The organism is Streptomyces sp. NBC_00443 (genome assembly GCF_036014175.1).
Classification (GTDB): Bacteria; Actinomycetota; Actinomycetes; order Streptomycetales; family Streptomycetaceae; genus Streptomyces.
Genome location: NZ_CP107917.1, coordinates 2,859,179 through 2,884,653 on the forward strand (window position 1 = coordinate 2,859,179; position 25,475 = coordinate 2,884,653).

General features: G+C 70.1%; 12 protein-coding genes and 4 pseudogenes. 11 read left to right on the forward strand and 5 right to left on the reverse strand.

Features of this window, described 5'->3' with window-relative positions; genetic code table 11:
• Nucleotides 1-11: 11 nt before the first annotated feature.
• Nucleotides 12-1,676, forward strand: a complete 1,665-nt coding sequence (locus OHO27_RS12525; RefSeq protein ID WP_328423255.1) for a M4 family metallopeptidase — start codon at nt 12-14, stop codon at nt 1,674-1,676.
• A 70-nt stretch (nt 1,677-1,746) separates the two neighbouring features.
• Complete coding sequence (locus tag OHO27_RS12530) at nt 1,747-2,253, forward strand: DUF1990 family protein (protein WP_328423257.1); 507 nt, start codon at nt 1,747-1,749, stop codon at nt 2,251-2,253.
• Between the two features lie 34 nt (nt 2,254-2,287).
• Here OHO27_RS12530 and OHO27_RS12535 read toward each other — a convergent pair whose 3' ends face one another.
• Complete coding sequence (locus OHO27_RS12535) at nt 2,288-4,906, reverse strand: glycosyltransferase family 1 protein (protein ID WP_328423259.1); 2,619 nt, start codon at nt 4,904-4,906, stop codon at nt 2,288-2,290.
• 321 nt (nt 4,907-5,227) lie between these two features.
• Here OHO27_RS12535 and OHO27_RS12540 point away from each other — a divergent pair, with 321 nt between their 5' ends.
• From OHO27_RS12540 to glgB, 5 genes and pseudogenes are all read left to right on the forward strand, one after another.
• Nucleotides 5,228-6,430 carry a S8 family peptidase gene (locus tag OHO27_RS12540; protein ID WP_328423261.1) on the forward strand — a complete coding sequence of 401 codons (1,203 nt, stop codon included), beginning with the start codon at nt 5,228-5,230 and terminating at the stop codon, nt 6,428-6,430.
• Nucleotides 6,431-6,668: 238 nt separating this feature from the next.
• Nucleotides 6,669-8,779: pseudogene (locus tag OHO27_RS12545) on the forward strand (alpha-1,4-glucan--maltose-1-phosphate maltosyltransferase).
• A complete protein-coding gene (gene treS / locus OHO27_RS12550) occupies nt 8,776-10,476 on the forward strand; it encodes a maltose alpha-D-glucosyltransferase (protein ID WP_328423263.1) in 1,701 nt (566 codons plus the stop codon). The pseudogene OHO27_RS12545 and the gene treS overlap by 4 nt, the downstream one beginning before the upstream one ends.
• A gap of 86 nt (nt 10,477-10,562) precedes the next feature.
• Nucleotides 10,563-12,044 carry a maltokinase N-terminal cap-like domain-containing protein gene (locus OHO27_RS12555; protein WP_328423265.1) on the forward strand — a complete coding sequence of 494 codons (1,482 nt, stop codon included), beginning with the start codon at nt 10,563-10,565 and terminating at the stop codon, nt 12,042-12,044.
• A pseudogene (glgB, locus tag OHO27_RS12560) lies at nt 12,041-14,700 on the forward strand (1,4-alpha-glucan branching enzyme). The gene OHO27_RS12555 and the pseudogene glgB overlap by 4 nt, the downstream one beginning before the upstream one ends.
• A 63-nt stretch (nt 14,701-14,763) precedes the next feature.
• Here glgB and OHO27_RS12565 read toward each other — a convergent pair.
• The 4 genes and pseudogenes from OHO27_RS12565 to OHO27_RS12580 form a co-directional block, all read right to left on the reverse strand.
• A pseudogene (locus OHO27_RS12565) lies at nt 14,764-16,994 on the reverse strand (HelD family protein).
• Nucleotides 16,995-17,174: 180 nt separating this feature from the next.
• Entirely contained in the window at nt 17,175-17,498 is a 324-nt protein-coding gene (locus OHO27_RS12570) for a thioredoxin family protein (protein WP_328430410.1), read from the reverse strand.
• Between the two features lie 14 nt (nt 17,499-17,512).
• Complete coding sequence (locus tag OHO27_RS12575; protein WP_328423267.1) at nt 17,513-17,899, reverse strand: MerR family transcriptional regulator; 387 nt, start codon at nt 17,897-17,899, stop codon at nt 17,513-17,515.
• Nucleotides 17,900-18,138: 239 nt separating this feature from the next.
• A complete protein-coding gene (locus OHO27_RS12580; RefSeq protein WP_328423269.1) occupies nt 18,139-19,551 on the reverse strand; it encodes a cation:dicarboxylate symporter family transporter in 1,413 nt (470 codons plus the stop codon).
• Nucleotides 19,552-20,011: 460 nt separating this feature from the next.
• On the opposite strand from OHO27_RS12580, the pseudogene OHO27_RS12585 reads away from it, so the two are divergent.
• The 4 genes and pseudogenes from OHO27_RS12585 to OHO27_RS12600 form a co-directional block, all read left to right on the forward strand.
• A pseudogene (locus OHO27_RS12585) lies at nt 20,012-21,658 on the forward strand (sensor histidine kinase); the annotation flags it as partial.
• Nucleotides 21,659-22,314: 656 nt separating this feature from the next.
• Entirely contained in the window at nt 22,315-23,019 is a 705-nt protein-coding gene (locus OHO27_RS12590; RefSeq protein ID WP_328423271.1) for a response regulator, read from the forward strand.
• 136 nt (nt 23,020-23,155) lie between these two features.
• Nucleotides 23,156-24,574 (forward strand): extracellular solute-binding protein, encoded by a 1,419-nt coding sequence (locus OHO27_RS12595; protein ID WP_328423273.1) that lies wholly within the window; start codon nt 23,156-23,158, stop codon nt 24,572-24,574.
• A 34-nt stretch (nt 24,575-24,608) separates the two neighbouring features.
• On the forward strand, nt 24,609-25,472 hold the full coding sequence (locus tag OHO27_RS12600) for a carbohydrate ABC transporter permease (RefSeq protein ID WP_328423275.1): 864 nt from the start codon (nt 24,609-24,611) through the stop codon (nt 25,470-25,472).
• Nucleotides 25,473-25,475 lie beyond the last annotated feature (3 nt).

Genomic DNA, 25,475 nt, shown 5'->3' on the forward strand with positions numbered 1-25,475 from the left:
AAGGAGCTCGTGTGACCCCCCTCTACGCGCGTCGCAAGCGCACGACCCTGGCCATCGCCACCACCGTGGCCGCCGGGGCTCTCCTCACCACCGCGCTGACCACCGGTGGTTCGGCCGCAGCGGCCCCCGCGGGCGCCGGCACCAAGGCCGCCCCGCTCGCCGTACCGGTCGCGCTCGCCCCCGCGGCCCGCACCACCCTCATCAAGGACCAGCAGGCCAAGGCGGCCGGCACCGCCGACGAGATAGGCCTCGGCGCCCAGGAGAAGCTGGTCGTCAAGGACGTCGTCAAGGACGCCGACGGCTCGGTCCACACCCGCTACGAGCGCACCTACGCGGGCCTGCCGGTCCTCGGCGGCGACCTGGTCGTCCACGAGTCGGCGTCCGGCGCGAGAAGGGGCGTGACCAAGGCGACGAAGGCCACCATCAAGGTCGCCTCGCTCAAGCCGGCGGTCACCGCGGACAAGGCCGAGGTCCAGGCCGTGAAGCTGGCCAAGGCGGCCGGCTCGGAGAAGACCGAGGCCGACCAGGCGCCCCGCAAGGTGATCTGGGCGGCGAACGGCAAGCCGGCCCTCGCCTACGAGACGGTCGTCGGCGGCCTCCAGGACGACGGCACCCCGAACGAACTGCACGTCATCACCGACGCCGCCACCGGCAAGAAGCTCTTCGAGTACCAGGGCATCGAGACCGGCACCGGCAAGAGCCTGTACTCGGGCACGGTCACGCTCGGCACGACCAAGTCGGGCTCGACGTACAACCTCACGGACGGCACGCGCGGCGGCCACAAGACGTACAACAAGGCCCGCAGCACCAGTTCCTCCGCCGGAACGCTGTTCACCGACGCGGACGACACATGGGGCACCGGCACGGCCTCCAGCTCCTCCACCGACCAGACGGCCGCCGTGGACGCCGCCTACGGCGCGCAGGAGACCTGGGACTTCTACAAGAACACCTTCGGCCGCAGCGGCATCAAGAACGACGGCAAGGCCGCGTACTCGCGCGTCCACTACGGCAACGCGTACGTCAACGCGTTCTGGGACGACAGCTGCTTCTGCATGACGTACGGCGACGGCGAGGGCAACACCAACCCGCTGACGTCGCTGGACGTGGCCGGCCACGAGATGACCCACGGCGTCACCTCCAACACCGCGGGCCTGAACTACAGCGGCGAGTCGGGCGGCCTGAACGAGGCCACCTCCGACATCTTCGGCACGTCGGTGGAGTTCTTCGCCAACAACTCCGCCGACGTCGGTGACTACCTCATCGGCGAGGAGATCGACATCAACGGCGACGGCACCCCGCTGCGCTACATGGACAAGCCGAGCAAGGACGGCGCGTCCAAGGACAGCTGGTCGTCCTCGCTGGGCGGGCTGGACGTGCACTACTCCTCGGGCCCCGCGAACCACTTCTTCTACCTGCTGTCGGAGGGCAGCGGCGCGAAGACGATCAACGGGGTGAGTTACGACTCCCCGACGTCCAACGGCTCGACGGTCACGGGCATCGGCCGCTCCAAGGCCGCCGCGATCTGGTACAAGGCCCTGACCGAGTACATGACGTCGACGACGAACTACAAGGCCGCCCGCACGGCGACCCTGAGCGCGGCGTCCGCCCTGTACGGCTCCACCAGCACGGAGTACAAGACGGTGGCGGCCGCCTGGTCGGCCATCAACGTCAGCTGACGCACGCGTAGTTGCAGGGGGCGGCACCCGGGAGGAAGGCATCCCCGGGTGCCGCCCTACGCTTGGGCCCATGTCCTTCACGTACGCCGACGTCGGCGCGACCCGGGAGAACGGCTTCTGCCCGCCCGGCTTCCACCCCCTGCACGTGCGCACCCGCATAGGCGAGGGCGAGGACGTCTTCCGCAGAGCCTCCGAAGCGGTCATGACCTGGGAGATGCACCGCTCGATGGGCGTCGGCATAGAGGCGTCGGCCGACCGCGCGGCCCCCGAGGTCGACGTGACGGTCACCCTGGCCGGGCTGATCAGGGCTCCGTGCCGGGTGGTCTGGACGGCGGAGGAGTACCGCCGGGTGGGCTGGGCCTACGGCACGCTTTCCGGTCATCCTGAATGCGGCGAGGAGGCCTTCCTCGTGGACCGCACGGGGGACGGGACGGTGTGGCTGACCGTGCAGGCCTTCAGCCGCGCGGCCAAGTGGTATGCGCGGGCGGCGGGACCTGCGACGCGGGGGTTCCAGCACGCGTACGCGCGACGGTGCGGCAATGTGCTGCGGCAGCTGTGCGAGGCCGAGGGGGACTGAAAGACACCGACACCGCAGCCCCCCCTCGACGCCGTCACCGCAGTAGGGCCCCCGCCCCCTCCCCCACATCCTCGGAAGGCACCGCCACCAGCCCCAGCTCCGCACTCGACGCCAGCAGCCGATGCGACGGCAGGATCCGGACGGTGTAGCCGTAGGGACCCGTCCGGTCCAGGGAGAGCGGGCCCTCGTACACCCAGCGGCCCTCCGGGTCCGGGCTCCCCGTCGGCTTCAGCGGAACCGTCGAGGCGTCCGCGATGCGGTCCTGTGAGTCGACGCGGCCCGAGACCGCCTGGACCTCGACGTCCTCCGGCCCGAGGTCGCCGAGGCCCACGCGGACCCGGAGGCTGAGCGCCGAGCCGAGTTCCGCGGTGGGTGTCGCCGCCGACGTCTCCACGTGGTCGACCGTGACGCCGTGCCAGGCCGAACGCACCCGCGCCTTCCAGCCTGCGAGCTCACGCGCCGCGTCCGGCGTCATCGCGCGGTGGGCGTGGGCGGCCGGGGTGTAGAGGCGCTCCACGTACTCACGGACCATCCTGCCCGCCAGGACCTTCGGGCCGAGCAGGGTCAGGGTCTGGCGGACCATCTCGATCCAGCGGTCCGGCAGGCCGCCCTGGCCCTGCTCGTAGAAGCGCGGGGTCACCCGCTGCTCCAGCAGGTCGTACAGCGCCGCCGCCTCTACGTCGTCCCGGTGGTCCGGGTCCGTGCCGGTGCCGTCCGCGGTGGGGATGGCCCAGCCGAAGTCGGGCTGGAACCACTCGTCCCACCAGCCGTCCAGGACGGAGAGGTTGAGGCAGCCGTTCAGCGCCGCCTTCATGCCGGAGGTGCCGCAGGCCTCCAGGGGGCGCAGCGGGTTGTTGAGCCAGATGTCGCAGCCCGGGTAGAGCTTCTGGGCCATCGCCATGCCGTAGTCCGGGAGGAAGACGATGCGATGCCTGACCCGCGGGTCGTCGGCGAACCTCACCAGCTCCTGGACCAGGCGCTTGCCGCCGTCGTCCGCCGGGTGCGCCTTGCCCGCCACCACGATCTGGATGGGCCGCTCCGGGTGCAGCAGCAGGTCCATCAGCCGGTCGCGGTCCCGCAGCATCAGCGTCAGCCGCTTGTACGACGGGACCCGCCGCGCGAACCCGATCGTCAGGACGTCGGGGTCGAGGACTCCGTCGATCCAGCCCAGCTCGGCCGTCCCGGCGCCGCGTTGCCGCCAGGAGGTGCGCAGGCGGTCCCGCACCTCCGTCACCAGTTGCTCGCGCAGGTTCCGGCGCAGCTCCCAGACTTCCTGGTCGGGGATCTCCGCGACCGCGTCCCAGCGGTCCGAGCCACCGACGGTCATGGCGTCCTCGGTGCGCTGGGCGCCGATCTGGCGGGCGCCGAGCCGGTAGACCTCGGGGGCGACCCAGGTCGGGGCGTGGACGCCGTTGGTCACGGAGGTGATCGGCACCTCGTCGGGGTCGAACCCCGGCCACAGGCCCGAGAACATCTCGCGGCTGACGTTGCCGTGGAGCAGCGAGACGCCGTTCGCGCGCTGGCCCAGGCGCAGGCCCATCACCGCCATGTTGAACAGATTGGGCTCGCCGCCCGGGTAGGTCTCCATGCCGAGCTGGAGGATCCGCCCGACCTCGATGCCCGGGAGCTCGGCGTCGGGGCCGAAGTGGTGGGCGACCAGCTCACGGTCGAAGCGGTCGATGCCGGCCGGGACGGGCGTGTGGGTGGTGAAGACAGTGCCGGCGCGCACGGCTTCCAGCGCCGGGTCGAAGTCCATGCCCGCGACGCAGAGTTCGGCGATGCGTTCGAGCCCGAGGAAGCCGGCATGACCTTCGTTGGTGTGGAAGACCTCGGGTTCGGGGTGGCCGGTCAGGCGGCAGTACGTCCGGACCGCCCGCACTCCTCCTATGCCCAGCAGCATCTCCTGCAGCAGCCGGTGCTCGCTGCCGCCGCCGTAGAGCCGGTCGGTCACGCCGCGTTCGCCGAGGTCGTTCTCCTCGACGTCCGAGTCGAGCATCAGCAGCGGGACGCGGCCGACCTGGGCGAGCCAGACGCGGGCGTGCAGCTGCCTGCCGCCGGGCAGGGCGATGGAGACCTGGGCGGGGGTGCCGTCGGTTTCCTTCAGGAGCGTGACCGGCAGTTCGTTGGGGTCCAGGACCGGGTAGTGCTCCTGCTGCCAGCCGTCGCGGGACAGGGTCTGCCGGAAGTAGCCGTGCCGGTACAGCAGGCCGACCCCGATGAGGGGTACGCCGAGGTCGCTGGCCGCCTTGAGGTGGTCGCCGGCGAGGATGCCGAGGCCGCCGGAGTACTGGGGCAGGGCGGCCGTGATGCCGAACTCGGGTGAGAAGTAGGCGACGGCGGTGGGCAGTTCGGCGGACTGGTCCTGGTACCAGCGCTCGCCCGTGACGTAGTCGTTCAGGTCACCGGCGACCGCGGCCAGCCGGCGCAGGAAGGGGCTGTCCTCGGCCAGCTCCGCGAGCCGCCCGGGCGACACGCTGCCCAGCAGCCGTACGGGGTCGTTGCCCGAGGCGGCCCAGCACTCGGGGTCGACGGACTGGAAGAGATCGCGGGTCTCCGCATGCCAGGACCAGCGCAGATTACGCGCCAGATCGCTCAGGGGCCGGAGGGGTTCGGGGAGCACTGGACGGACGGTGAATCGACGGATCGCCTTCACATTCCACCTCGGGCAGCGCGTGGCAGGGGACCCACGGCGGTGTGGGTCCCGTCATCGCCACCGACAGTATCGGTATGCGGGGGTTCGCAACCACCGTGCGTTTTGTGGGTGTCAAGCGCGAGGAACAGATCCCGTCCGTCCGGAAAACGCCGCAACCTTTGCGGATCCCCCATGCCCGGTATGGCCGATTCCGCCCCCGTAGGCCTCCTTGTGGCGACTTCTCACGCCACGAGAGGCTGACTGGTGGCGCACCGACCCGAGCGGGGTGCACCCCGTGTTCCAGGGCCGTAGTGCGCCGAGTTGAGGAGGGGAACTCACACCATGGCACGGACGCGCATCCGGCGTCTGCGCCGGGCCGGTGGTCTGACCGCGGTGACCTGTGTCGTCGCACTTTCGGCCACCACCATGCCCGCGCACGCCGCACCGGAGGGACAGATACTCGGCGCCGGGGACCCCGGCTCCGTCAGCGGCAGTTACCTGGTGACGCTCAAGGGGGGAACGAAAGCACCGTCGACGGCCGGAAAGAGCCTCGCCGAGAAGTACGGGGCGAAAATAAGCCATACCTACGGCACGGTCCTCAACGGCTACGCCGTCCAGGCCGACGAGAGACAGGCCAAGCGGCTCGCGGCGGACTCCCGGGTCGCGTCGGTCGTCCAGGACACCCGGGTGACCCTGGACCACACGCAGAAGAACCCGCCGTCCTGGGGGCTGGACCGCATAGACCAGCGGAACCTGCCGCTGGACAGGAGCTACACCTGGCCGGAGTCGGCGGGCGGCGGAGTGACGGTGTACGTGATCGACACCGGCATCCGCATCTCGCACAAGGACTTCGGGGGCCGGGCAAGCTACGGCTGGGACTTCGTCGGCAACGACAGGACCGCGAGCGACGGCAACGGCCACGGCACCCATGTCGCCGGCACCATCGCGGGCAAGCGGTACGGCGTCGCCAAGAACGCCAAGGTCGTCGCCGTGCGGGTCCTCGACAACGCCGGCGGCGGCAGCACGGCCGACGTCATCGCCGGCATCGACTGGGTGACCAGGCACGCCAGGAAGCCGGCGGTCGCCAACGTCAGCCTCGGCGGCTACCGCAACACGCAACTGGACGCCGCCGTACGCAACTCCATCGCGTCCGGCGTCACCTACACGGTCGCGGCGGGCAACGACGGGCTGCCGGCCGGCCGGTACTCCCCCGCTGCCGTGCGGGAGGCCATCACCGTGGGCGCCACCGACAGAAAGGACGCGCGGGCGGGCTTCTCCAACTTCGGTTCGGCTCTGGACGTATTCGCCCCGGGCGTCTCCATCACCTCCGCGTCGTACGCAAATGACACCGGCAAGGTGACCTACTCCGGTACGTCGATGGCGGCGCCGCACACGGCGGGTGCGGCCGCGCTCTATCTGGCCGACCATCCCAAGGCGAAACCCGCTCAGGTGTCCAAGGCCCTGGTGGCACAGGCCGCCACCGGCAAGGTCTCCGGGCGGGGGCTCGGTTCGCCGAACAAACTCCTGCAGGTGCCGGGCTCATAGCGGCCTCTTCACGCCGAATTACAGGCACCGGCCCCGTTCATGCGGAACGGGGCCGGTCTTGTGTGTAGACATACGCGTGAGTAGTTAACAAAGTGCCGGATTGCGTACCCGAATAGGGTGGGAAGGCTCCAGCGGTAACCCCACCCGTGCGCCCCCGGGCGCGCGCCGGAACGAACCACGCAGGACCCACCTCCCCACAGCCATCCGCCCACCCAAGATGACGCGGACAGGAGCGGTCATGCCCGCCATGCACCACCAGTCGTCCTCACCCCCGACGTCGCGCACCGAAGCACCTCCAGCCCCCCGCACCGTCACCGCCGACCCCGGACCGCCGGCTCCGGAGCGACCCTCCGTGAACGACACGGCAAGTGGTGTCGGGCGCATACCCGTTCTCGACGTCCGCCCGGTCGTCCAGCACGGGCGCAGGCCCGCGAAGGCCGTGACCGGCGAGACCTTCGAGATCTCGGCGACCGTGTTCCGGGAGGGACATGACGCCGTCGCCGCCAATGCCGTACTGACCGACCCGGACGGCCGGCCCGGCCCCTGGACGCCGATGCGCGAACTCGCCCCGGGCACCGACCGCTGGGGCGCCACCGTCACCGCCGGCGAGCCGGGCCGCTGGACCTACCGGGTCGAGGCCTGGGGCGATCCGGTGGCCACCTGGCGGCACCACGCCCAGATCAAGATCCCGGCCGGGATGGACACGGAACTGGTTCTGGAGGAGGGCGCGCGGCTGTACGGGCGCGCGGCCGCCGAGATCCCCGAGAGCGAGGGACGGTCGGTGATCCTCGCGGCCGTCGAGGCGCTGCGGGACGAGAACCGTCCGGCCGCCTGGCGGCTGGCGGCCGCGTTGACGCCCGAGGTGGACGCGGTGTTGGGGCGGTATCCGCTGCGGGACCTGGTCACCGCCTCGGACCCGCTGCCCCTGCTGGTGGAGCGGGAGCGGGCCCTGTTCGGCTCCTGGTACGAGTTCTTCCCCCGCTCCGAGGGCACCCCCGAGCAGCCCCACGGCACCTTCCGCACCGCCGCCCGCCGGCTGCCCGCGATCGCCGCCATGGGCTTCGACGTGGTCTACCTACCGCCCGTCCACCCGATCGGCACCACCTTCCGCAAAGGCCCCAACAACACCCTGTCCGCCGGCACCGACGACGTCGGCGTGCCCTGGGCCATCGGCTCCCCCGAGGGCGGCCACGACGCCGTCCACCCCGGCCTCGGCACCCTCGACGACTTCGACTGGTTCGTCGCCCGGGCCGGCGAACTCGGCCTGGAAGTCGCCCTCGACTTCGCCCTGCAGTGCTCCCCCGACCACCCCTGGGTCGACAAACACCCCGAGTGGTTCCACCACCGCCCCGACGGCACCATCGCCCACGCCGAGAACCCGCCGAAGAAGTACCAGGACATCTACCCCATCGCCTTCGACGCCGACATGGACGGCCTGGTCGAGGAGACCCTGCGCATCCTGCGCCACTGGATGGCCCACGGCGTGCGCATCTTCCGCGTCGACAACCCGCACACCAAACCCGTCGTGTTCTGGCAGCAGGTCATCACCGACATCGGCCGCACCGACCCCGACGTCATCTTCCTCGCCGAGGCCTTCACCCGCCCCGCGATGATGCACACCCTCGCCCAGATCGGCTTCCAGCAGTCCTACACCTACTTCACCTGGCGCAACGGCAAACAGGAACTCACCGACTACCTCACCGAACTGTCCGGCGAAGCAGCCGCCTACATGCGGCCCAACTTCTTCGCCAACACCCCCGACATCCTGCACGCCTTCCTCCAGAACGGCGGCCGCCCCGCCTTCGAACTCCGCGCCGTCCTCGCCGCCACCCTCTCCCCACCTGGGGCATCTACAGCGGCTACGAACTCTGCGAGAACACCGCACTGCGCAAGGGCAGCGAGGAGTACCTGAACTCGGAGAAGTACCAGCTACGCCCCCGCGACTGGGAAGCGGCCGAGCGCGCAGGCCGCACCATCACGCCCCTCCTCACCCAGCTCAACGCCGTCCGGCGGGCAAATCCGGCCCTGCGGCAGTTGCGCGACCTCCACTTCCACCACGCGGATCAGGAAGCGGTGATCGCGTACTCGAAGCGCAGCGGATCGAACACGGTTCTGGTGGTCGCCAACCTCGACCCGCACCACACCCAGGAGGCCACGGTCTCGTTGGACATGCCGCAACTCGGCCTCGACTGGCACGAGTCGGTGCCGGTGCGCGACGAGCTCACCGGCGAGACCTATCACTGGGGCAGGGCGAATTACGTGCGTCTCGAACCGGGCACTCGCCCCGCGCACATCCTCACCGTCCTGCGACCGTCCACCCCGCAGATCGGAGGGTCACCCACAAAATGATCGTCAACGAGCCCGTTCAGGACACCTTCGAGGACACTCCTGCCAAGGATCGTGACCCGGATTGGTTCAAGCGCGCCGTCTTCTACGAGGTCCTGGTCCGCTCCTTCCAGGACAGCAACGGCGACGGCGTCGGCGACCTCAAAGGCCTCACCGCCAAACTCGACTACCTGCAATGGCTCGGCGTCGACTGCCTGTGGCTGCCGCCCTTCTTCAAATCACCCCTGCGCGACGGCGGATACGACGTCTCCGACTACACCTCCGTCCTGCCCGAATTCGGAGACCTCGCCGACTTCGTCGAATTCGTCGACTCCGCCCACCAGCGCGGCATGCGGGTCATCATCGACTTCGTCATGAACCACACCAGCGACCAGCACCCGTGGTTCCAGGAATCGAGAAAAGACCCCGACGGCCCCTACGGCGACTACTACATGTGGGCCGACGACGACAAGCAGTACGCCGACGCCCGCATCATCTTCGTCGACACCGAGGCCTCCAACTGGACCTTCGACCCGGTCCGCAAGCAGTACTTCTTCCACCGCTTCTTCTCCCACCAGCCCGACCTGAACTACGAGAACCCGGCCGTCCAGGAGGAGATCCTCTCGGCGCTGAAATTCTGGCTGGACCTGGGAATCGACGGTTTCCGGCTGGACGCGGTTCCGTATCTGTACGCGGAGGAGGGCACGAACTGCGAGAACCTTCCCGCGACGCACGAGCTCCTCAGGCGGGTGCGGAAGGAGATCGACGCCCACTACCCGGACACGGTGCTGCTCGCGGAGGCGAACCAGTGGCCGGAGGACGTCGTCGACTACTTCGGCGACTACGCCGGCGGCGGCGACGAGTGCCACATGGCCTTCCATTTCCCGGTGATGCCGCGGATCTTCATGGCGGTGCGACGGGAATCCCGTTACCCCGTCTCGGAAATCCTCGCCAAGACCCCGGCCATCCCGTCCGGCTGCCAGTGGGGCATCTTCCTGCGCAACCACGACGAGCTGACCCTGGAAATGGTCACCGACGAGGAACGCGACTACATGTGGGCGGAATACGCCAAGGACCCCCGCATGCGCGCCAACATCGGAATCCGGCGGCGGCTGGCACCCCTGCTGGACAACGACCGCAACCAGATCGAGCTGTTCACCGCCCTGCTGCTGTCGCTCCCCGGCTCGCCGATTCTCTACTACGGCGACGAGATCGGCATGGGCGACAACATCTGGCTCGGCGACCGCGACGCCGTACGCACTCCCATGCAGTGGACGCCGGACCGCAATGCGGGATTCTCATCGTGCGACCCGGGACGGCTGTATCTGCCGACCATCATGGACCCGGTCCACGGCTACCAGGTGACGAATGTCGAGGCGTCCATGTCCTCGCCGTCCTCTCTCCTGCACTGGACCCGCCGCATGATCGAGATCCGCAAGCAGAACCCGGCCTTCGGACTCGGCTCCTACACGGAACTCCAGTCGTCGAATCCGGCCGTGATCGCCTTCCTGCGTGAATACGAGGACGATCTCGTGCTGTGCGTGAACAACTTCTCGCGGTTCGCGCAGCCGACGGAGCTGGATCTGCGCAGGTTCAACGGGCGGCATCCGGTCGAGCTGTTCGGCGGGGTGCGATTCCCGGCCATCGGCGAACTGCCGTACTTGCTGACCCTCGGAGGCCACGGCTTCTACTGGTTCCGGTTGCGCAAGGACGCCGCCTGAGAGCCCGGGCGGGGCGGTTTCTCCCGCCCCGCCCGGGGCACGCATCAGTAACCACCCCGCCCGGTCCGGGGAAAGGACGTGACGCCATGTCGAAAGCCGTCACCCGCACCCTCACGACCTCACCAGGTCTCCTCGCCTCGCTGGACCCCTTGCTGCGGGAGTGGCTGCCACGGCAGCGCTGGTTCGCGGGCAAGGGCCGTCCAATCACCGGGTTCTCGCTGGTGGCGGCCACCGAACTGCTGCCGCCCGGCGGCAAGCTGGGCCTGTACCACCTGCTCGTGCGCGCGCATCAGGCCATCGCGCCGGTGCCGGGCGCGCCCGAGCAGCCCGCCGACTGCTACCAGCTGTTGATAGGCGAGCGCGAGGCCCTGCCGCCCCGGCTGGCGCCCGCGCTGATCGGACACGTGGCCGACGGCCCGCTCGCCGGACGCACGGTGTACGACGCCCTGTACGACACCCGTCCCACCGAGCTGCTCCTGGAGGCGCTGCGCACCGGAGCCCGGATCGGCGGCCTGCGCTTCGAGCGGGACGACAGCCATGAGATCCGGTCCGGTCTGGTGCCGCGCCTGGTCACGTCCGAACAGTCGAACTCGTCGGTCGTCTACGGCGATACGTTCATTCTGAAGCTGCTGCGCCGGGTCGTGCCCGGCGTCAACCCCGACCTGGAGCTTCCTTTGGCGCTGGCCCGCGAGGGCTGCGACCGGGTCCCCGCGCCGACGGCGTGGATCCGGGCGGAGCTGACGCCTGCCGGGGCAACGGCGGACGAGGCGTATGTGCTGGGCGTGCTGCAGCCGTTCGTACAGGGCGCCACGGACGGCTGGGAGCTGGCGTTGCGCGAGCTGGCCAAGGGTGAGGACTTCGCGTCCGCGGCACGGGCGCTCGGGCGCGCGACCGCCGAGGTGCACACCGCACTGGCCCGCACGCTGCCGACCGTCACCCTCGGGCACACGCAGGTGCAGCAGCTGGTCGACGGCATGGTCGAGCGGCTCGACGCGGCCGCGCAGGCGGTGCCGGCGCTGCGGCCGTACGCGCCCGGCCTGCGCTCCGCCTTCGAGGCGCTGGCCGGCCTCGCCGCCGAGGGTTGCACCTGGACCGCCCAGCGCATCCACGGCGACCTGCACCTCGGGCAGTGCCTGCGCTCACCCAGCGGGCAGTGGTGGCTGATCGACTTCGAGGGCGAGCCGTCGAAGCCGCTGGCCGAACGGCGGATGCCGCAGCCGCCGGTGCGGGACGTCGCGGGCATGCTGCGTTCCTTCGACTACGCGGCCCACTCGGCCGACCCGTCGGTACCGGGCTGGGCCAACACCTGCCGGGCCGCCTACTGCTCCGGATACGCACAGGTCAGCGGCGCCGATCCGCGGACGGATCCGGTGCTGCTGCGTGCGTACGAGACTGACAAGGCGATCTACGAGGTCGTCTACGAGGCCCGCCACCGCCCCGACTGGCTGCCGGTACCGCTGTCCGCCATAAGCCGGCTGGCCGCGGGCGCCGACACCTCGTCCCCCGCCACCCCCTCCACCCTCTCGATCCCCTCATCCCCACCTGCGCCTAGGAGGCCCTCCCCGTGACCCCCCGCACCACTCCCTCCAGCGGTTCGGATTCGAAGAAGACGGCTGAGAAGCCGGCCGTGGAGAAGGCCCAGGAGCAGGCCGCCGAGAAGACCAGCGTCGCGAAGAAGGCGACCGCGAAGACGGCCAAGGCCGCCGAGAAGGCCGCGGACGCCATGAGGAAGGGGACGACGAAGAAGGCCGCCGCGGCGAAGGCGGGCGCGGCAAACAGGGCGACTGCGAAGAAAGCCCCGGCGAAGAAGGCGGCCGCGAAGAAGGCTCCGGCAAAGAAGGCCGCCGCCAAGAAAGCCGTGGCCAAGAAGGCGGGCGCGAAGACCACCGCCGCGAAGAGCACGGACACCTCGAAGAGGACGGCCGCGAAGAAGGCCGCCGCCAAGAAGATCCCCGCGCAGAAGACGGCGCCCAAGAAGATCCCCGCGCAAAAGGCGGTACCGGTCGAACTCCCGGCCGCCCCGGCGGACGTGGCCGTGTCCCCCGCCCTCGACGCGGCCGACCGCGACCGCCTCCTCAACGGCACCCACCACGCCCCGCACTCCGTCCTCGGCGCGCATCCGGTGCCCGGTGGTGTCGCCTTCCGGGCCTTCAGGCCGTTCGCCCTGTCGGTGACGGTCGTCGTGGGCAGCCTGCGCGCCGAGCTGCACGACGACGGGGAGGGGTTCTTCTCCGGACTGCTGCCGCTGCTGGAGGTGCCTGCGGGCTACCAGTTCCTGGTGGGCTACGAGGGCTCGGTGCAGGAAACCGAGGACGCGTACCGTTTCCTGCCCGCGCTGGGCGAGCTCGACCTGCATCTGATCGGCGAGGGCCGGCACGAGGAGCTGTGGAAGGCGCTCGGCGCCGAGCCGATGACGCACCAGGGCGTGACCGGCACCCGGTTCACGGTGTGGGCGCCGAACGCCCGGGGCGTGTCCCTGGCCGGCACCTTCAACTTCTGGGACGGCACGGGCTTTCCGTTGCGCTCGCTCGGCGGCACCGGCATCTGGGAGCTGTTCGTGCCCGGCATCGGCGAGGGCGAGCTGTACAAGTTCGAGATCACCCGGCCCGACGGCTCGAAGACACTGCGCGCCGACCCCATGGCCCGCCGGACGGAGGCCCCGCCCAACACGTCGTCCATCGTGTACGCCTCGCAGCACGAGTGGGGCGACGCGGACTGGCTGGCACGGCGCGGGTCGGTGCCGACGCACGAGGCGCCGCTCTCGGTCTACGAGGTCCACCTGGCGTCCTGGCGGCCGGGGCTGACGTACCGGCAACTCGCCGAGCAGCTGCCCGCGTACGTCAAGGACCTGGGCTTCACGCACGTCGAGCTGATGCCGGTCGCCGAGCACCCCTTCGGCGGCTCCTGGGGCTACCAGGTCACCGGTCTCTACGCACCCACGGCCCGGCTCGGCACCCCGACGACTTCAAGTACCTGGTGGACTGCCTGCACCAGGCCGGCATCGGTGTCCTGATGGACTGGGTGCCGGCGCACTTCCCGCGCGACGACTGGGCGCTCGCCGAGTTCGACGGGCGGCCGCTGTACGAGCACGAGGATCCGCTGCGGTCGGCCCACCCCGACTGGGGCACCCTGGAGTTCGACTTCGGTCGGCGCGAGGTGCGCAACTTCCTGGTCGCCAACGCCATCTACTGGTGCGAGGAGTTCCACATCGACGGGCTCCGGGTGGACGCGGTGGCGTCCATGCTCTACCTGGACTACTCGCGCGAGCCGGGTCAGTGGGTCCCGAACGAGCACGGCGGGCGGGAGAACCTGGACGCGGTGGCGTTCCTGCAGGAGATGAACGCGACGGTGTACCGTCGGGTGCCGGGGGTCGTGACGATCGCGGAGGAGTCCACGGCCTGGGACGGCGTGACGCGCCCGACGCACGTGGCGGGCCCGGGTGGCTTCGGCGGTCTCGGCTTCGGGCTGAAGTGGAACATGGGCTGGATGCACGACTCGCTGGAGTACATGGCGAAGGAGCCGGTGCACCGCAAGCACCACCACAACGAGATGACGTTCTCGATGGTATACGCCTACAGCGAGAACTACGTGCTGCCCATCTCCCACGACGAGGTCGTGCACGGCAAGCGGTCGCTGGTGTCGAAGATGCCGGGCGACTGGTGGCAGCAGCGCGCCAACCATCGCGCGTATCTGGGGTTCATGTGGGCCCACCCGGGCAAGCAACTGCTCTTCATGGGTCAGGAGTTCGCCCAGGGCGCGGAGTGGTCGGAGGCGCACGGGCCGGACTGGTGGCTGCTGGATCCGGCGTACGGGGCGGAGCCTGACCATCGCGGGGTGCGGGACCTGGTCCGCGATCTGAACACGGTGTACCGGCACACGCCGGCGCTGTGGCAGCGGGACACCGACCCCGCCGGGTTCCAGTGGGTGGTGGGAGACGCCGCCGACGACAACGTGCTCGCGTTCCTGCGCTACGACGCGGAGGGGGCTCCGCTGCTGGCGGTGTCGAATCTGTCGCCGGTCGTCCGCGACGAGTACCGCCTGGGCGTCCCGGACGATGTCCCGGCCTGGCACGAGACGGTGAACACCGACGCGGCCAGGTACGGCGGCAGCGACGTCACCAACCCCGACCCGGTCAAGCCGGAGCCGCAGGGTTGGCACGGGCGGCCGGCCAGCATCCGGCTGACGCTGCCACCTCTGGCGACGGTGTGGCTGCGCCCGGCGTAGAGATCCTCTCGGACGCCGGACGAGCTGAACCCACCCAGCCCGTCCGGCGTTCGAGGACGACGGTCACCCCGACGCCGGCACGTCCTCGGTCAAGCCCGGCGGCAGCGACCCCGTGTGCAGCACCCCCAACCGCTGCGTCGCCCGGGTGAGTGCCACGTACAGGTCGCTCGTGCCGTACAGCCCCGGCTCCACCACCAGTACCGAGTCGAACTCCAGGCCCTTGGACTGACGCGGGTCGAGGAGTACGACGGTCTGGGTGAGATCGGGCTCCGCGCCGGCCGTCACCCCCTCCAGGCGGGCCGCCAGCCTGCGGTGCAGATGGCCTGGGGCGATGACCGCGAGCCGGCCCTCGGCGGGGTCAGTTCCCCGACCGCCTTCGCGACGGCGTCCGGCAGGTCGTCGGTCGCGCGCACCCAAGGCCGTACCCCTGTGGAACGGACCGAGCTCGGCGGCTCGAAGCCGGGGTTCTCGGCCCGGACCACGGCCGCCGCGAGGTCCATGATCTCGGCGGGCGTACGGTAGTTGACGCCGAGGCGAGTGTGCTCCCAGCGGTCCGCGACGTACGGCTGCAGGATCTCCCGCCACGAGCCGACGCCCGCCGCCTCGGCCGTCTGGGCCGGGTCGCCGACCAGGGTCATCGAGCGGGTCGGGCTGCGCCGCATCAGCAGCCGCCAGGCCATCGGCGACAGCTCCTGCGCCTCGTCGACGATGATGTGCCCGAACGCCCAGGTCCGGTCGGCCGCCGCGCGTTCGGCGGCGCTGCGGTGGTCGTCCTCCTCCTGGCGCTGCGCGAACCGCTCGGCGTCGATGATGTCGTGCGCGGACAGGACCTCGGAGTCCTCTACGTCCTTGTCCTCGAACTCGTAGGTACGCGAGGCGTACGAGACGTCCAGCACGCCCTGTGCGTAGGCGACCTGCGTCTCCCGCTCCCGCTCGGCCAGCGCCCGCTTCACCCGGTCGTCCTCGCCGAGCAGTTCCGCCGCCTCGTCGAGCAGCGGTACGTCCGCCACCGTCCACGCCCGCGTCACCGGGCGCCGGATCGCGGCCGCGTCCTCGTCGGGGACATAACCGACGGGATCGGCAAGGAAGTCCGCGACCAGTCGCTGCGGGGTCAGCCGCGGCCACAGCTGGTCGATGGCGGCCCAGACTTCGGGGTTTTCGGCGATCTCGTCACGGATCTGCGTGATGTCGCTCGGGTCCAGCAGGTTCGTACCGTCGAAGGGGTCCGTCCCGACCCGCTCGGCGTACAGCTCGGTGAGGGTGTTGAGGATGTGGCCCTCGAAGTGCTCCCGCGCCGTGTTGTGCGGCAGCCGCGCCGCACGGGCCTTCTCCCGCGCCACCTTCACCAGGCCGTCGTCGAGCATCAGGACCTCGCGGTCGTGCCCGATCGCGATCACCGGGTCGGGCAGCGCCTGCCAGTCCCGTACGACCTCGGCGAGCACGTCCGCCATGCCGGCGCGTCCCTTCACCGCAGCCGCCTCCCGGGTGTCGGTCGCCGTCGCCTTCACGCCGGGGAACAGTTCACCGACGGTGGCCAGCATGACGCCCGTCTCACCCAGCGAGGGCAGGACCTCGCCGATGTAGCCGAGGAACGCGGGGTTGGGGCCGACGATCAGGACGGCGCGCTTGGCGAGCAGCTCGCGGTGCTCGTAGAGGAGATAAGCGGCGCGGTGCAGGGCGACCGCCGTCTTGCCGGTACCCGGACCGCCCTCCACCACCAGCACACCGCGGTGCGGCGCCCGGATGATCTCGTCCTGTTCGGCCTGGATGGTCTGCACGATGTCGTTCATGCGGCCGGTGCGGGCGGTGTTGAGCGCGGCGAGCAGGACGGCGTCGCCGGTCGGGTCCTCGTGGCCGGTCCGCTCCTGGTCCCCGAGGTCCAGGATCTCGTCGTGCAGGGCGGACACCGTACGGCCGCTGGTGGTGATGTGCCGCCGGCGCCTGAGCCCCATCGGGGTGTGGCCGGTGGCCAGGTAGAAGGGGCGGGCGACGTCGGCCCGCCAGTCGATGAGGATCGGCGTGCGCTCGGCGTCGTCGGTGCGCAGGCCGATCCGGCCGATGTGGTGGGTGGTGCCCGAGGCCAGGTCGATCCGGCCGAAGCAGAGCGAACCGTCCACGGCGTTCAGCGCGGCGAGCAGCCCCGTGCGCTCTGCGACGAGGATGTCCCGCTCCAGGCGGGCCTGCATCGGCGTGTTGCCCTGGCCGAGCGCGTCCGTGACGGAGTCCTCGGTGTCGCCGCGCAGCAGGTCCACGCGCGCGTACAGGCCGTCGATGAATTCCTGCTCCCGCCGCATTTCACCGTCTTGAAATTCGGTGTTTGACAATTCAGCTCCCGCCCGGATATACTGTGCTCACTGAACTTCTCCGCGACTCAATTCCACTGAAGTCGCGAACCATTGAATATACGAAAGAAATCCCCCGAGCGCAATTGCTCGGGGGATTTCTTTCGTATTGCGTGAGGTCAGTCCGTGCGGTCAGTCCGCGTCGAACACGTCGGACAGCTCCTCCAGCAGCCGCCGCTTGGGCCGGGCGCCCACCATCGCCTTCACGGGCTCGCCGCCCCGGAAGACCATGAACGTCGGCATCGACAGCACCTTGTACGCGTTGGTCGTCTCGGGGTTTGTGTCCACGTCCAGCTGGACCACCTTCAGCCTGTCGCCCTCCTCCCGGGCCAGGGCCGTGAGCACCGGCCCCATCTGCCGGCAGGGCGGGCACCAGTCCGCGGTGAACTCCACCAGCACCGGCAGCTCCGCCCCGATCACCTCCGTCTCGAAGTCCGCGTCCGTCACCTCGGCCACGCCCGCCGCCTTGATCACAGCTCCTGCCCTCCCAGTTCGCACAACGGTGGTTCCCCCTCGGCCATCGCCAGCCGCAGGCCGATCTTGACCCGCACGGCCTGCAACTCGCCGATCAGCGCGTCGAGCTCGTCCAGCTTGCGCCGGTAGACCGCGAGTGAGGCGGGACACGAGTCGCCCTCCGGATGCCCGGCCCGCAGACACTCCACGAAGGGCCGGGTCTCCTCCAGGTCGAACCCGAAGTCCTGCAACGTCCTGATCTGCCGCAGCAGTTTCAGGTCGTTCTCGTCATACGTCCGATAGCCGTTGCCGCCCCGTCGCGCGGGCAGGAGCCCCCGCGACTCGTAATAGCGCAACGTGCGCGTCGTGGTCCCGGCCCGCGCGGCCAGCTCGCCGATTCGCATGCGTACGAACGTAATCCTTGACGCCGACGTCAGGGCAACCGCGGCAGGAAACGGGGCCATCTCAAATGCCGGACGTCCGGCCCCGGTTCAGGCGGGGCCGGACGTCCGGAGATCGGAGGAGGGCGGGCCCCCGGGGGGCGCGGGGAACTGCGCGACCAGCCACAGACAACCCGCAGCCCGCCGACAACAGCACCCCCGAGCTCACATCGGCTCTCCCAGCGGGGCGCTCCGCAGAGCGTCTACGCCTTGGCGAGCTCCTTCTCCCCGCCCTGCCCCGGCACGGCATTGGCATCGGCGTCGGCATCCGCCGGACCCCCGTGCCCGTCGTCCAGGAGCGTCTTCTCGTCGAACGGAATGTGGCCGGCGAGCACATCGTCGACCCGCCCGCGGTCGATCTCCTTCGTCCACGTCCCGATCAGCACCGTCGCCACCGCGTTGCCCGCGAAGTTCGTCAGGGCGCGGGCCTCGCTCATGAAGCGGTCGATGCCGACGATGAGGCCGATGCCGTCCACCAGGGCCGGCTTGTGCGACTGGAGGCCACCGGCCAGGGTCGCGAGGCCGGCTCCGGTGACACCGGCGGCGCCCTTGGAGGCGACCAGCAGGAAGAGCAGCAGCGGGATCTGCTCGCCGATCGCCATCGGCGTACCCATGGCGTCGGCGATGAACAGGGACGCCATGGTCATGTAGATCATGGTGCCGTCGAGGTTGAAGGAGTAGCCGGTCGGGACGGTGATACCGACCACCGGCTTGCTGACGCCGAGGTGCTCCATCTTCGCGATGAGGCGCGGCAGCGCCGACTCGGAGGAGGAGGTCGACAGGATCAGCAGGAACTCGCGGCCCAGGTACTTGAAGAGCGTGAAGATGTTGAGGCCGGCGACGACCCGCAGCAGCGCGCCGAGCACGATGAAGACGAAGAGGAAGCAGGTGACGTAGAAGCCGAGCATCAGCACGGCGAGGCTCTTCAGCGCGTCCACACCGGCCGAACCGGTGACGGCGGCGATGGCGCCGAAGGCACCGATCGGCGCGGCCCACATCACCATGGCGAGGATGCGGAAGACGAGCCGCTGGATGTGCTCGATGCCGCGCAGGATCGGCGTCCCGGCCGAGCCCATGGCCTGGAGCGCGAAGCCGGCGAGCAGTGCGATGAGCAGGGTCTGCAGGACGCTCTCGCTGGTGAAGGCGGAGACGATCGTGGTCGGGATGATGCCGAGCAGGAACTCGGTGGTGTCCTTGGCCTCGGCGTCGACCTGCGCGTGACCGGCGTCCTTGATGGCGTCGGTGACCGCGAGTCCGGTGCCGGGCTCCAGGATGTTGCCGACGACGAGGCCGATGGCGAGGGCGACCAGCGACATCGCGAGGAAGTAGACGAGCGCGATACCGCCGACGGCGCCGACCTTGGCCGCCTTCCGTACCGAGCCGATGCCCAGGACGATCGTGCAGAAGATGATCGGCGAGATCATCATCTTGATCAGGGCGACGAAGCCCGTTCCGATGGGCTTCAGCTCGACCGCGAAGTCGGGCGCGGCCAGACCCACGGCGATACCGAGGGCCACCGCGATGATCACCGCGATGTAGAGGTAGTGCGTGCGGTCCCGTTTGGTTTTGGCGACGGGTGCGGCAGGTGCCTTGTCGGGGGAACTGGCGGCGGCCACGGCTGCCCTCCTTGACGTCTTCGTCGGTATCACCGGCGTGCGGCTCACGTCCGGGGTGGGGGGTTCGCTGATCGGCTGGCGAGCCCCAGGGGGACGGGGTCGTACTCAGCGATGCGGTGACTATCTCCCGCCATGTGAGGGCGGTCACCCTTCCGTTCATTTAGTTCACCGGGACCGGCCCCGGTGACGCGCGGCCAGGTTCCGCACAGGGACGAGCGGAGCCGCCACACGGGGAGGACAGTCGGGGGCGGCAGGTGTGGACGATGCGGGTCCACGAGGAGCTGGGGCCCGACGTCGGTCTGCACGCCCTGTCGCCGGACGTCGTCCCGACCCGAGGCCTGACCGCCTCGAACAGGACTGTGGAGTGACGTGACTCACATCGAGTCATGGCATTCGAGCTGCGGGAACCACTTATCCACAGGCAGGTCGGCCAAAATCGGCCATGGGGCAAACTGACGACATGCGCTTCCCCGTCCCGCGACCCCGCAGCCTGGCCGGCCAGCTCTTCGCCATGCAGGCCGTGCTGATAGCGGTGCTCGTCGCCGGGTACGCGGTGTTCACGTACGTCAGCGACCGCGGGCAGGCCGAGGACGCGGCGGGCCGGCAGGCCATGGCGGTGGCGCAGTCGATAGCCGACGCCCCGTCCGTGGGGGAGGCGATCCGTACGGCCGATCCGACGGCCGAGCTCCAGCCGTACGCGCTCCGAGTCCAGCGCGATGCGGAGGTCGACTTCGTCACGATCATGAATCCCGAGGGCATCCGCTGGACGCACCCCGACGAGAAGCAGATCGGGCAGCACTTCCGCGGCCACACGGAGCGCGCCCTGCGCGGGGAGCCCTTCACGGAGACATACACCGGCACGCTCGGCCCGTCCGTCCGGGCGGTCGTACCGATCTACGACGGGGGGAACCGGCCCGCGCAGATCGTCGGATTGGTGAGCGCGGGCATCCGGGTCGAGGAGATCAGCAAGCGGGTGCAGGACCAGCTGACGGCCCTGATCGGGGTGGCAGGGGGCGCGCTGACGCTGGGGGCGATCGGCACGTACGTGATCAACGCCCGCCTTCGCCGGCACACCCACGGCATGAACGCCGCCGAGCTGAGCCGTATGCACGACTACCACCAGGCTGCCCTGCACGCGGTGCGTGAGGGGCTGCTGATGCTGGACGGGCAGTACCGGGTGGCGCTGATCAATGATGGCGGGCGCGAGCTGCTCGGCGTGGCCGGCGATGTGGTGGGGCAGTCGGTCGCACAGCTAGGCCTGCCCGCCCCGCTGACCGGGGCGCTGCTGGCGTCCGAGCCGCGGGTGGACGAGGTGCACCTCGCGGCGGAGCGGGTGCTGGTGGTGAACACGTCACCGGTGTCGGGCGGTGAGCGCCGCGGCACGGTGGTGACCCTGCGCGATGTGACCGAACTCCAGTCCCTGATGGGCGAGTTGGACTCCGAGCGGGGTTTCACTCAGGCGTTGCGGTCCCAGGCGCACGAGGCGGCGAACCGCCTGCACACGGTGGTCTCGCTGATCGAACTCGGACGCGCCGAGGAGGCGGTGGAGTTCGCGACGGCCGAGCTGGAGCTGGCGCAGGCGCTGACGGACCAGGTCGTCGCGGCGGTCAGCGAACCGGTGCTGGCGGCTCTTCTGCTGGGCAAGACAGCACAGGCCAACGAGCGGGGCGTCGAGCTCGTCGTCTCGCGGGACAGCCGACTGGACGACCGCCTGCTGCCGTCTTCCCTGCCGGCCCGGGACCTGGTGACGATCCTCGGCAACCTGATCGACAACGCAGTGGACGCCGCGCAGGGCAGCGTGGGGGCGCGAGTGACGGTGACCGCGTACACCCAGGGCGGAGAGCTGGTCCTGCGCGTGTCCGACACGGGAGGCGGGGTGGATCCCGCCCACGCGGAGGCGGTGTTCGAGCGCGGCTTCTCGACGAAGCCGGCGGGGCCGGGCGGCCGCGGGCTGGGGCTGGCGCTGGTACGGCAGGCGGTGCACCGGCACGACGGGGACCTGTCGGTGGCGGAGGCCGCCGGGGGTGGGGCGGAATTCGAGGCACGGTTGCCACTGGGCGAGGGGCACCTGCGGAAGGGGGCGCGGGGAGTAGGGGCGGAGCCTGGATCGGGGGCTGACCCCCTTCCGGGTGCTGAGCTCCTGCCGACCACGGAGCCACTGCTGGACGCCGGGCCCAGACCGGGCGCCGAGCCCAGGCCGGGCGCGGAGCCGCCATTCGGTGACGCCGAGCCCTTGCCGGGTGCCGAGCCACTGTCGGCCACTGAAGCAGTGCGGGGCGGCGGGCCGAAACCAGGCGGCGAGGCCCAGCCGGGCACCGAGCCACTCGGGGACGGCGAGACCCACCCGGGCACCAAGCCGCTGCCGGACGGCGAACCCGTGCCGGGCGCGGAACGACTGCCGGACACCGAGTCCCACCCGGACGGCGAGCCCAGACCGGGCACGGCGCCACCCGCGGGCGCGAAGCCCCAACCAGGCACAGAAGCACCCCGGGGCACCGAGCCGCTACCGGCGGACAGGCAACCCCAACCATGCAGTGGGCCCCAGCCGGGCACGAAGGCACTGCCGGACACCGAGTCCCACCCGGACGGCGAGCCCAGACCGGGCACGGAGCCACCCGCGGGCGCCGAGCCCCAACCAGGAGGCAAGACCTCGCCGGACGCCGAGCGTGCGCAGCAGTCCCGGCGACGCCGGCGATCTCAGCAATCCCAGCAGTCCGAGCCCCGGCCGGGTTCCGATCGTGCGGTCGTTTCGAGAGGTGACGTATGACGGCGGCGGCCGAGCAGGCGATTCGTGTCCTGGTCGTGGAGGACGATCCGGTCGCGGCGGACGCGCACATGATGTACGTCGGCCGGGTGCCGGGCTTCGTCGCGGTCGGCAAGGCGCACACCGGTGCGGAGGCACGGCGCGCGCTGGAGCGTACGCCGGTGGATCTGCTGCTGCTGGACCTGCACCTGCCGGATGTGCACGGTCTGCAGCTGGCGCGGTCGCTGCGCGCGGCCGGGCACCACGCGGACGTGATCGCGGTGACGTCGGCCCGGGATCTCGCCGTGGTGCGGGAGGGGGTGTCGCTGGGGGTCGTGCAGTACGTACTGAAGCCCTTCACGTTCGCCACGCTCCGGGACCGCCTGGTGCGCTATGCCGAGTTCCATGCGGCGGTCGGTGAGGCGAGCGGACAGGACGAGGTGGACCGGGCCCTGGCGACACTGCGGGCGCCGGGGCCGGCGGCGCTGCCGAAGGGGTTGAGCGGGCCGACGCTGGAGCGGGTCACCGGGGCCGTGCGGGAGGCCGAGGAGGGGCTTACCGCTGCGGGGGTGGCCGAGGCCGTGGGGATTTCCCGGATCACGGCTCGGCGGTATCTGGAGCACCTGGTGGAGGCGGGGAGGGCCGAGCGGGCACCCGTGTACGGGCAGGTGGGGAGGCCGGAGTTGGTGTATCGGTGGGTTCCGGGGGCGGGGTCCGGCCGGTAGCGACGAGCCCCCGGCGCAAGCAGCTTCCCGAACCACCCTCCAATCCCACGCACACTCATTGACCTGACTAGACCACTCCTCTTAGGTTCACCGGGCAGACAACCCCAGGCCACAACGACGTAGGCCCCAGGAGGTCATGCCCGTGCGCCCCACCGCCCGCCCCGTCCGAGCCGCCCGAACCACCCGCCCAACTCGCCCCGCCCTCCCCACACTTCTCGCCCTCACCCTCGCCGCCGCAGGCACGCTCACCGCCTGTGGCGGGGGATCCGGCAGCGACCCGGACACCCTCAAGGTCTCCTTCAAGCAGTCCACGGACAACTCCATCAAGGTGATGGACACCTACCTCGCGGACATCAAGAAGCAGTTCGAGAAGGCGAACCCGGGCAAGAAGGTCGAGTTCGTGCCGATCAAGGCCCCTGACTCGGAGTACTACACCAAGCTCCAGCAGATGCTCCGCTCCCCCAAGACCGCCCCGGACCTGGTCTACGAGGACACGTTCCTCATCAACTCGGACATCACCAGCGGGTACTTGAAGCCGCTCGACCCCTACCTCGCCAAGTGGAAGGACTGGGGCCAGTTCATCGAAACGGCGAAGGCGGCGGCCAAGGGGGAGGACGGGAAGACGTACGGCGTCCCGGACGGGACGGACACCCGGGGGCTGTGGTTCAACAAGGAGATCTTCGAGAAGGCCGGCCTGCCCGCCGACTGGCAGCCCAAGACCTGGGACGAGGTCCTCGACGCCGCCCGGGCCGTCAAGAAGAAGGTCCCCGACGTCATCCCGCTCAACGTCTACACGGGCAAGCCCGTCGGCGAAGCCGCCACCATGCAGACCTTCGAGATGCTGCTCTACGGCACGAACGACGGTTCGTCGGATCCGCTCTACGACAGGTCCGCCAAGAAGTGGGTCGCCGGCAGCCAGGGCTTCAAGGACTCCCTCGGCTTCGTCGAGACCGTCTACAAGGAGAAGCTCGGCCCGGAGGTCTCGGACGCCCTCGACCCCAACGTCATGACCCGCGTCCGCGGTGAGTGGCTCCCTCAGGGCAAGCTCGCCATCGCCCTCGACGGCTCCTGGCTGCCGCAGGACTGGCTCCCCGGCAGCGGACACGAATGGCCCGAGTGGTCCGACGAGCTCGGTCTCGCCGCGATGCCCACCCAGAAGGGCCAGGGCCCCGGCAAGGTGAGCATGTCCGGCGGCTGGACCTGGTCCATCCCGGCCAAGGCAGGCAATCCCGACATGGCCTTCGACTTCATCAAGACGATGCAGACGAAGGCGAACGCCCAGAAGTGGTACGTCGCCAACTCCGGCATCGCCGTACGGCAGGACGTCGCGGACGACCCCGCCTACACGGAGGCCCAGCCCGGCATCAAGTTCTTCACGGACCTCGTCGCCAGCACCCACTACCGGCCCGCCTACCCGGCGTACCCGAAGGTCTCCACCGCCGTGCAGGAGGCGATGGAGGGCGTGACGACGGGTGACATGTCGGTCGAGGACGCGGCAAAGGCCTACGACGAGGAGCTGAAGTCGGCCGCGGACAACCAGGTGATCGAGAAGTGAGCGTGCCGGACGCTGCGGAGACGGGCCCGCGCGTATGACGCGTGCCCGTTCCCTGACCCGCGCCCTCCCGGTCACCCCGGCCGTCGTCCTCCTGCTGCTCTTCCTCGCCGGCCCCATCGCCTACTGCGCCTACATCGCCTTCACCGACCTCCAGCTCACCGGCCAGGCCGAGGACTCTTTCGTCGGTTTCGACAACTTCCGTACGGCGTTCGACGACGAGGCGTTCCGCAACGCGGTCTGGCTGACCCTCGTCTTCACCGTCGTCTCCGCCCTGCTCGGCCAGAACACGCTGGGCCTGGCCCTGGCCGCGCTGATGCAGCGCGCGTCGAAGCCCGTTCGCACCCTCGTGGGCGCCATCGTCATCACGGCGTGGGTCCTGCCGGAGGTCGTCGCGGGCTTCCTCCTCTACGCCTTCTTCCGCCGCGAGGGCACCCTGAACGCCATCCTGGACTGGCTCCATCTCCCCACCCAGAACTGGCTGTTCACACTCCCGATCCTGGCGGTGTCGTTCGCGAACGTCTGGCGCGGCACCGCCTTCTCGATGCTGGTGTACTCCGCGGCACTGAACGAGATACCCAAGGAGATCACCGAGGCGGCGGAGGTCGACGGCGCCGGCGGCTGGCGCCGTATGTGGCACATCACCCTCCCGATGATCCGCCGCTCCATCGGCACCAACCTCATGCTGATCACCCTCCAGACCCTGTCCGTCTTCGGCCTGATCTGGGTGATGACGAGGGGCGGCCCGGGCGGCAAGAGCCAGACGCTGCCGCTGTTCATGTACGAGGAGGCGTTCCAGAAGAGCATGATCGGTTACGGCACTGCGGTCGCCCTTCTGCTCCTGGTGGTGGGCTCGTTGTTCTCCGTGGTCTACCTGCGTCTGCTGCGAACGGAGGTGTGACGC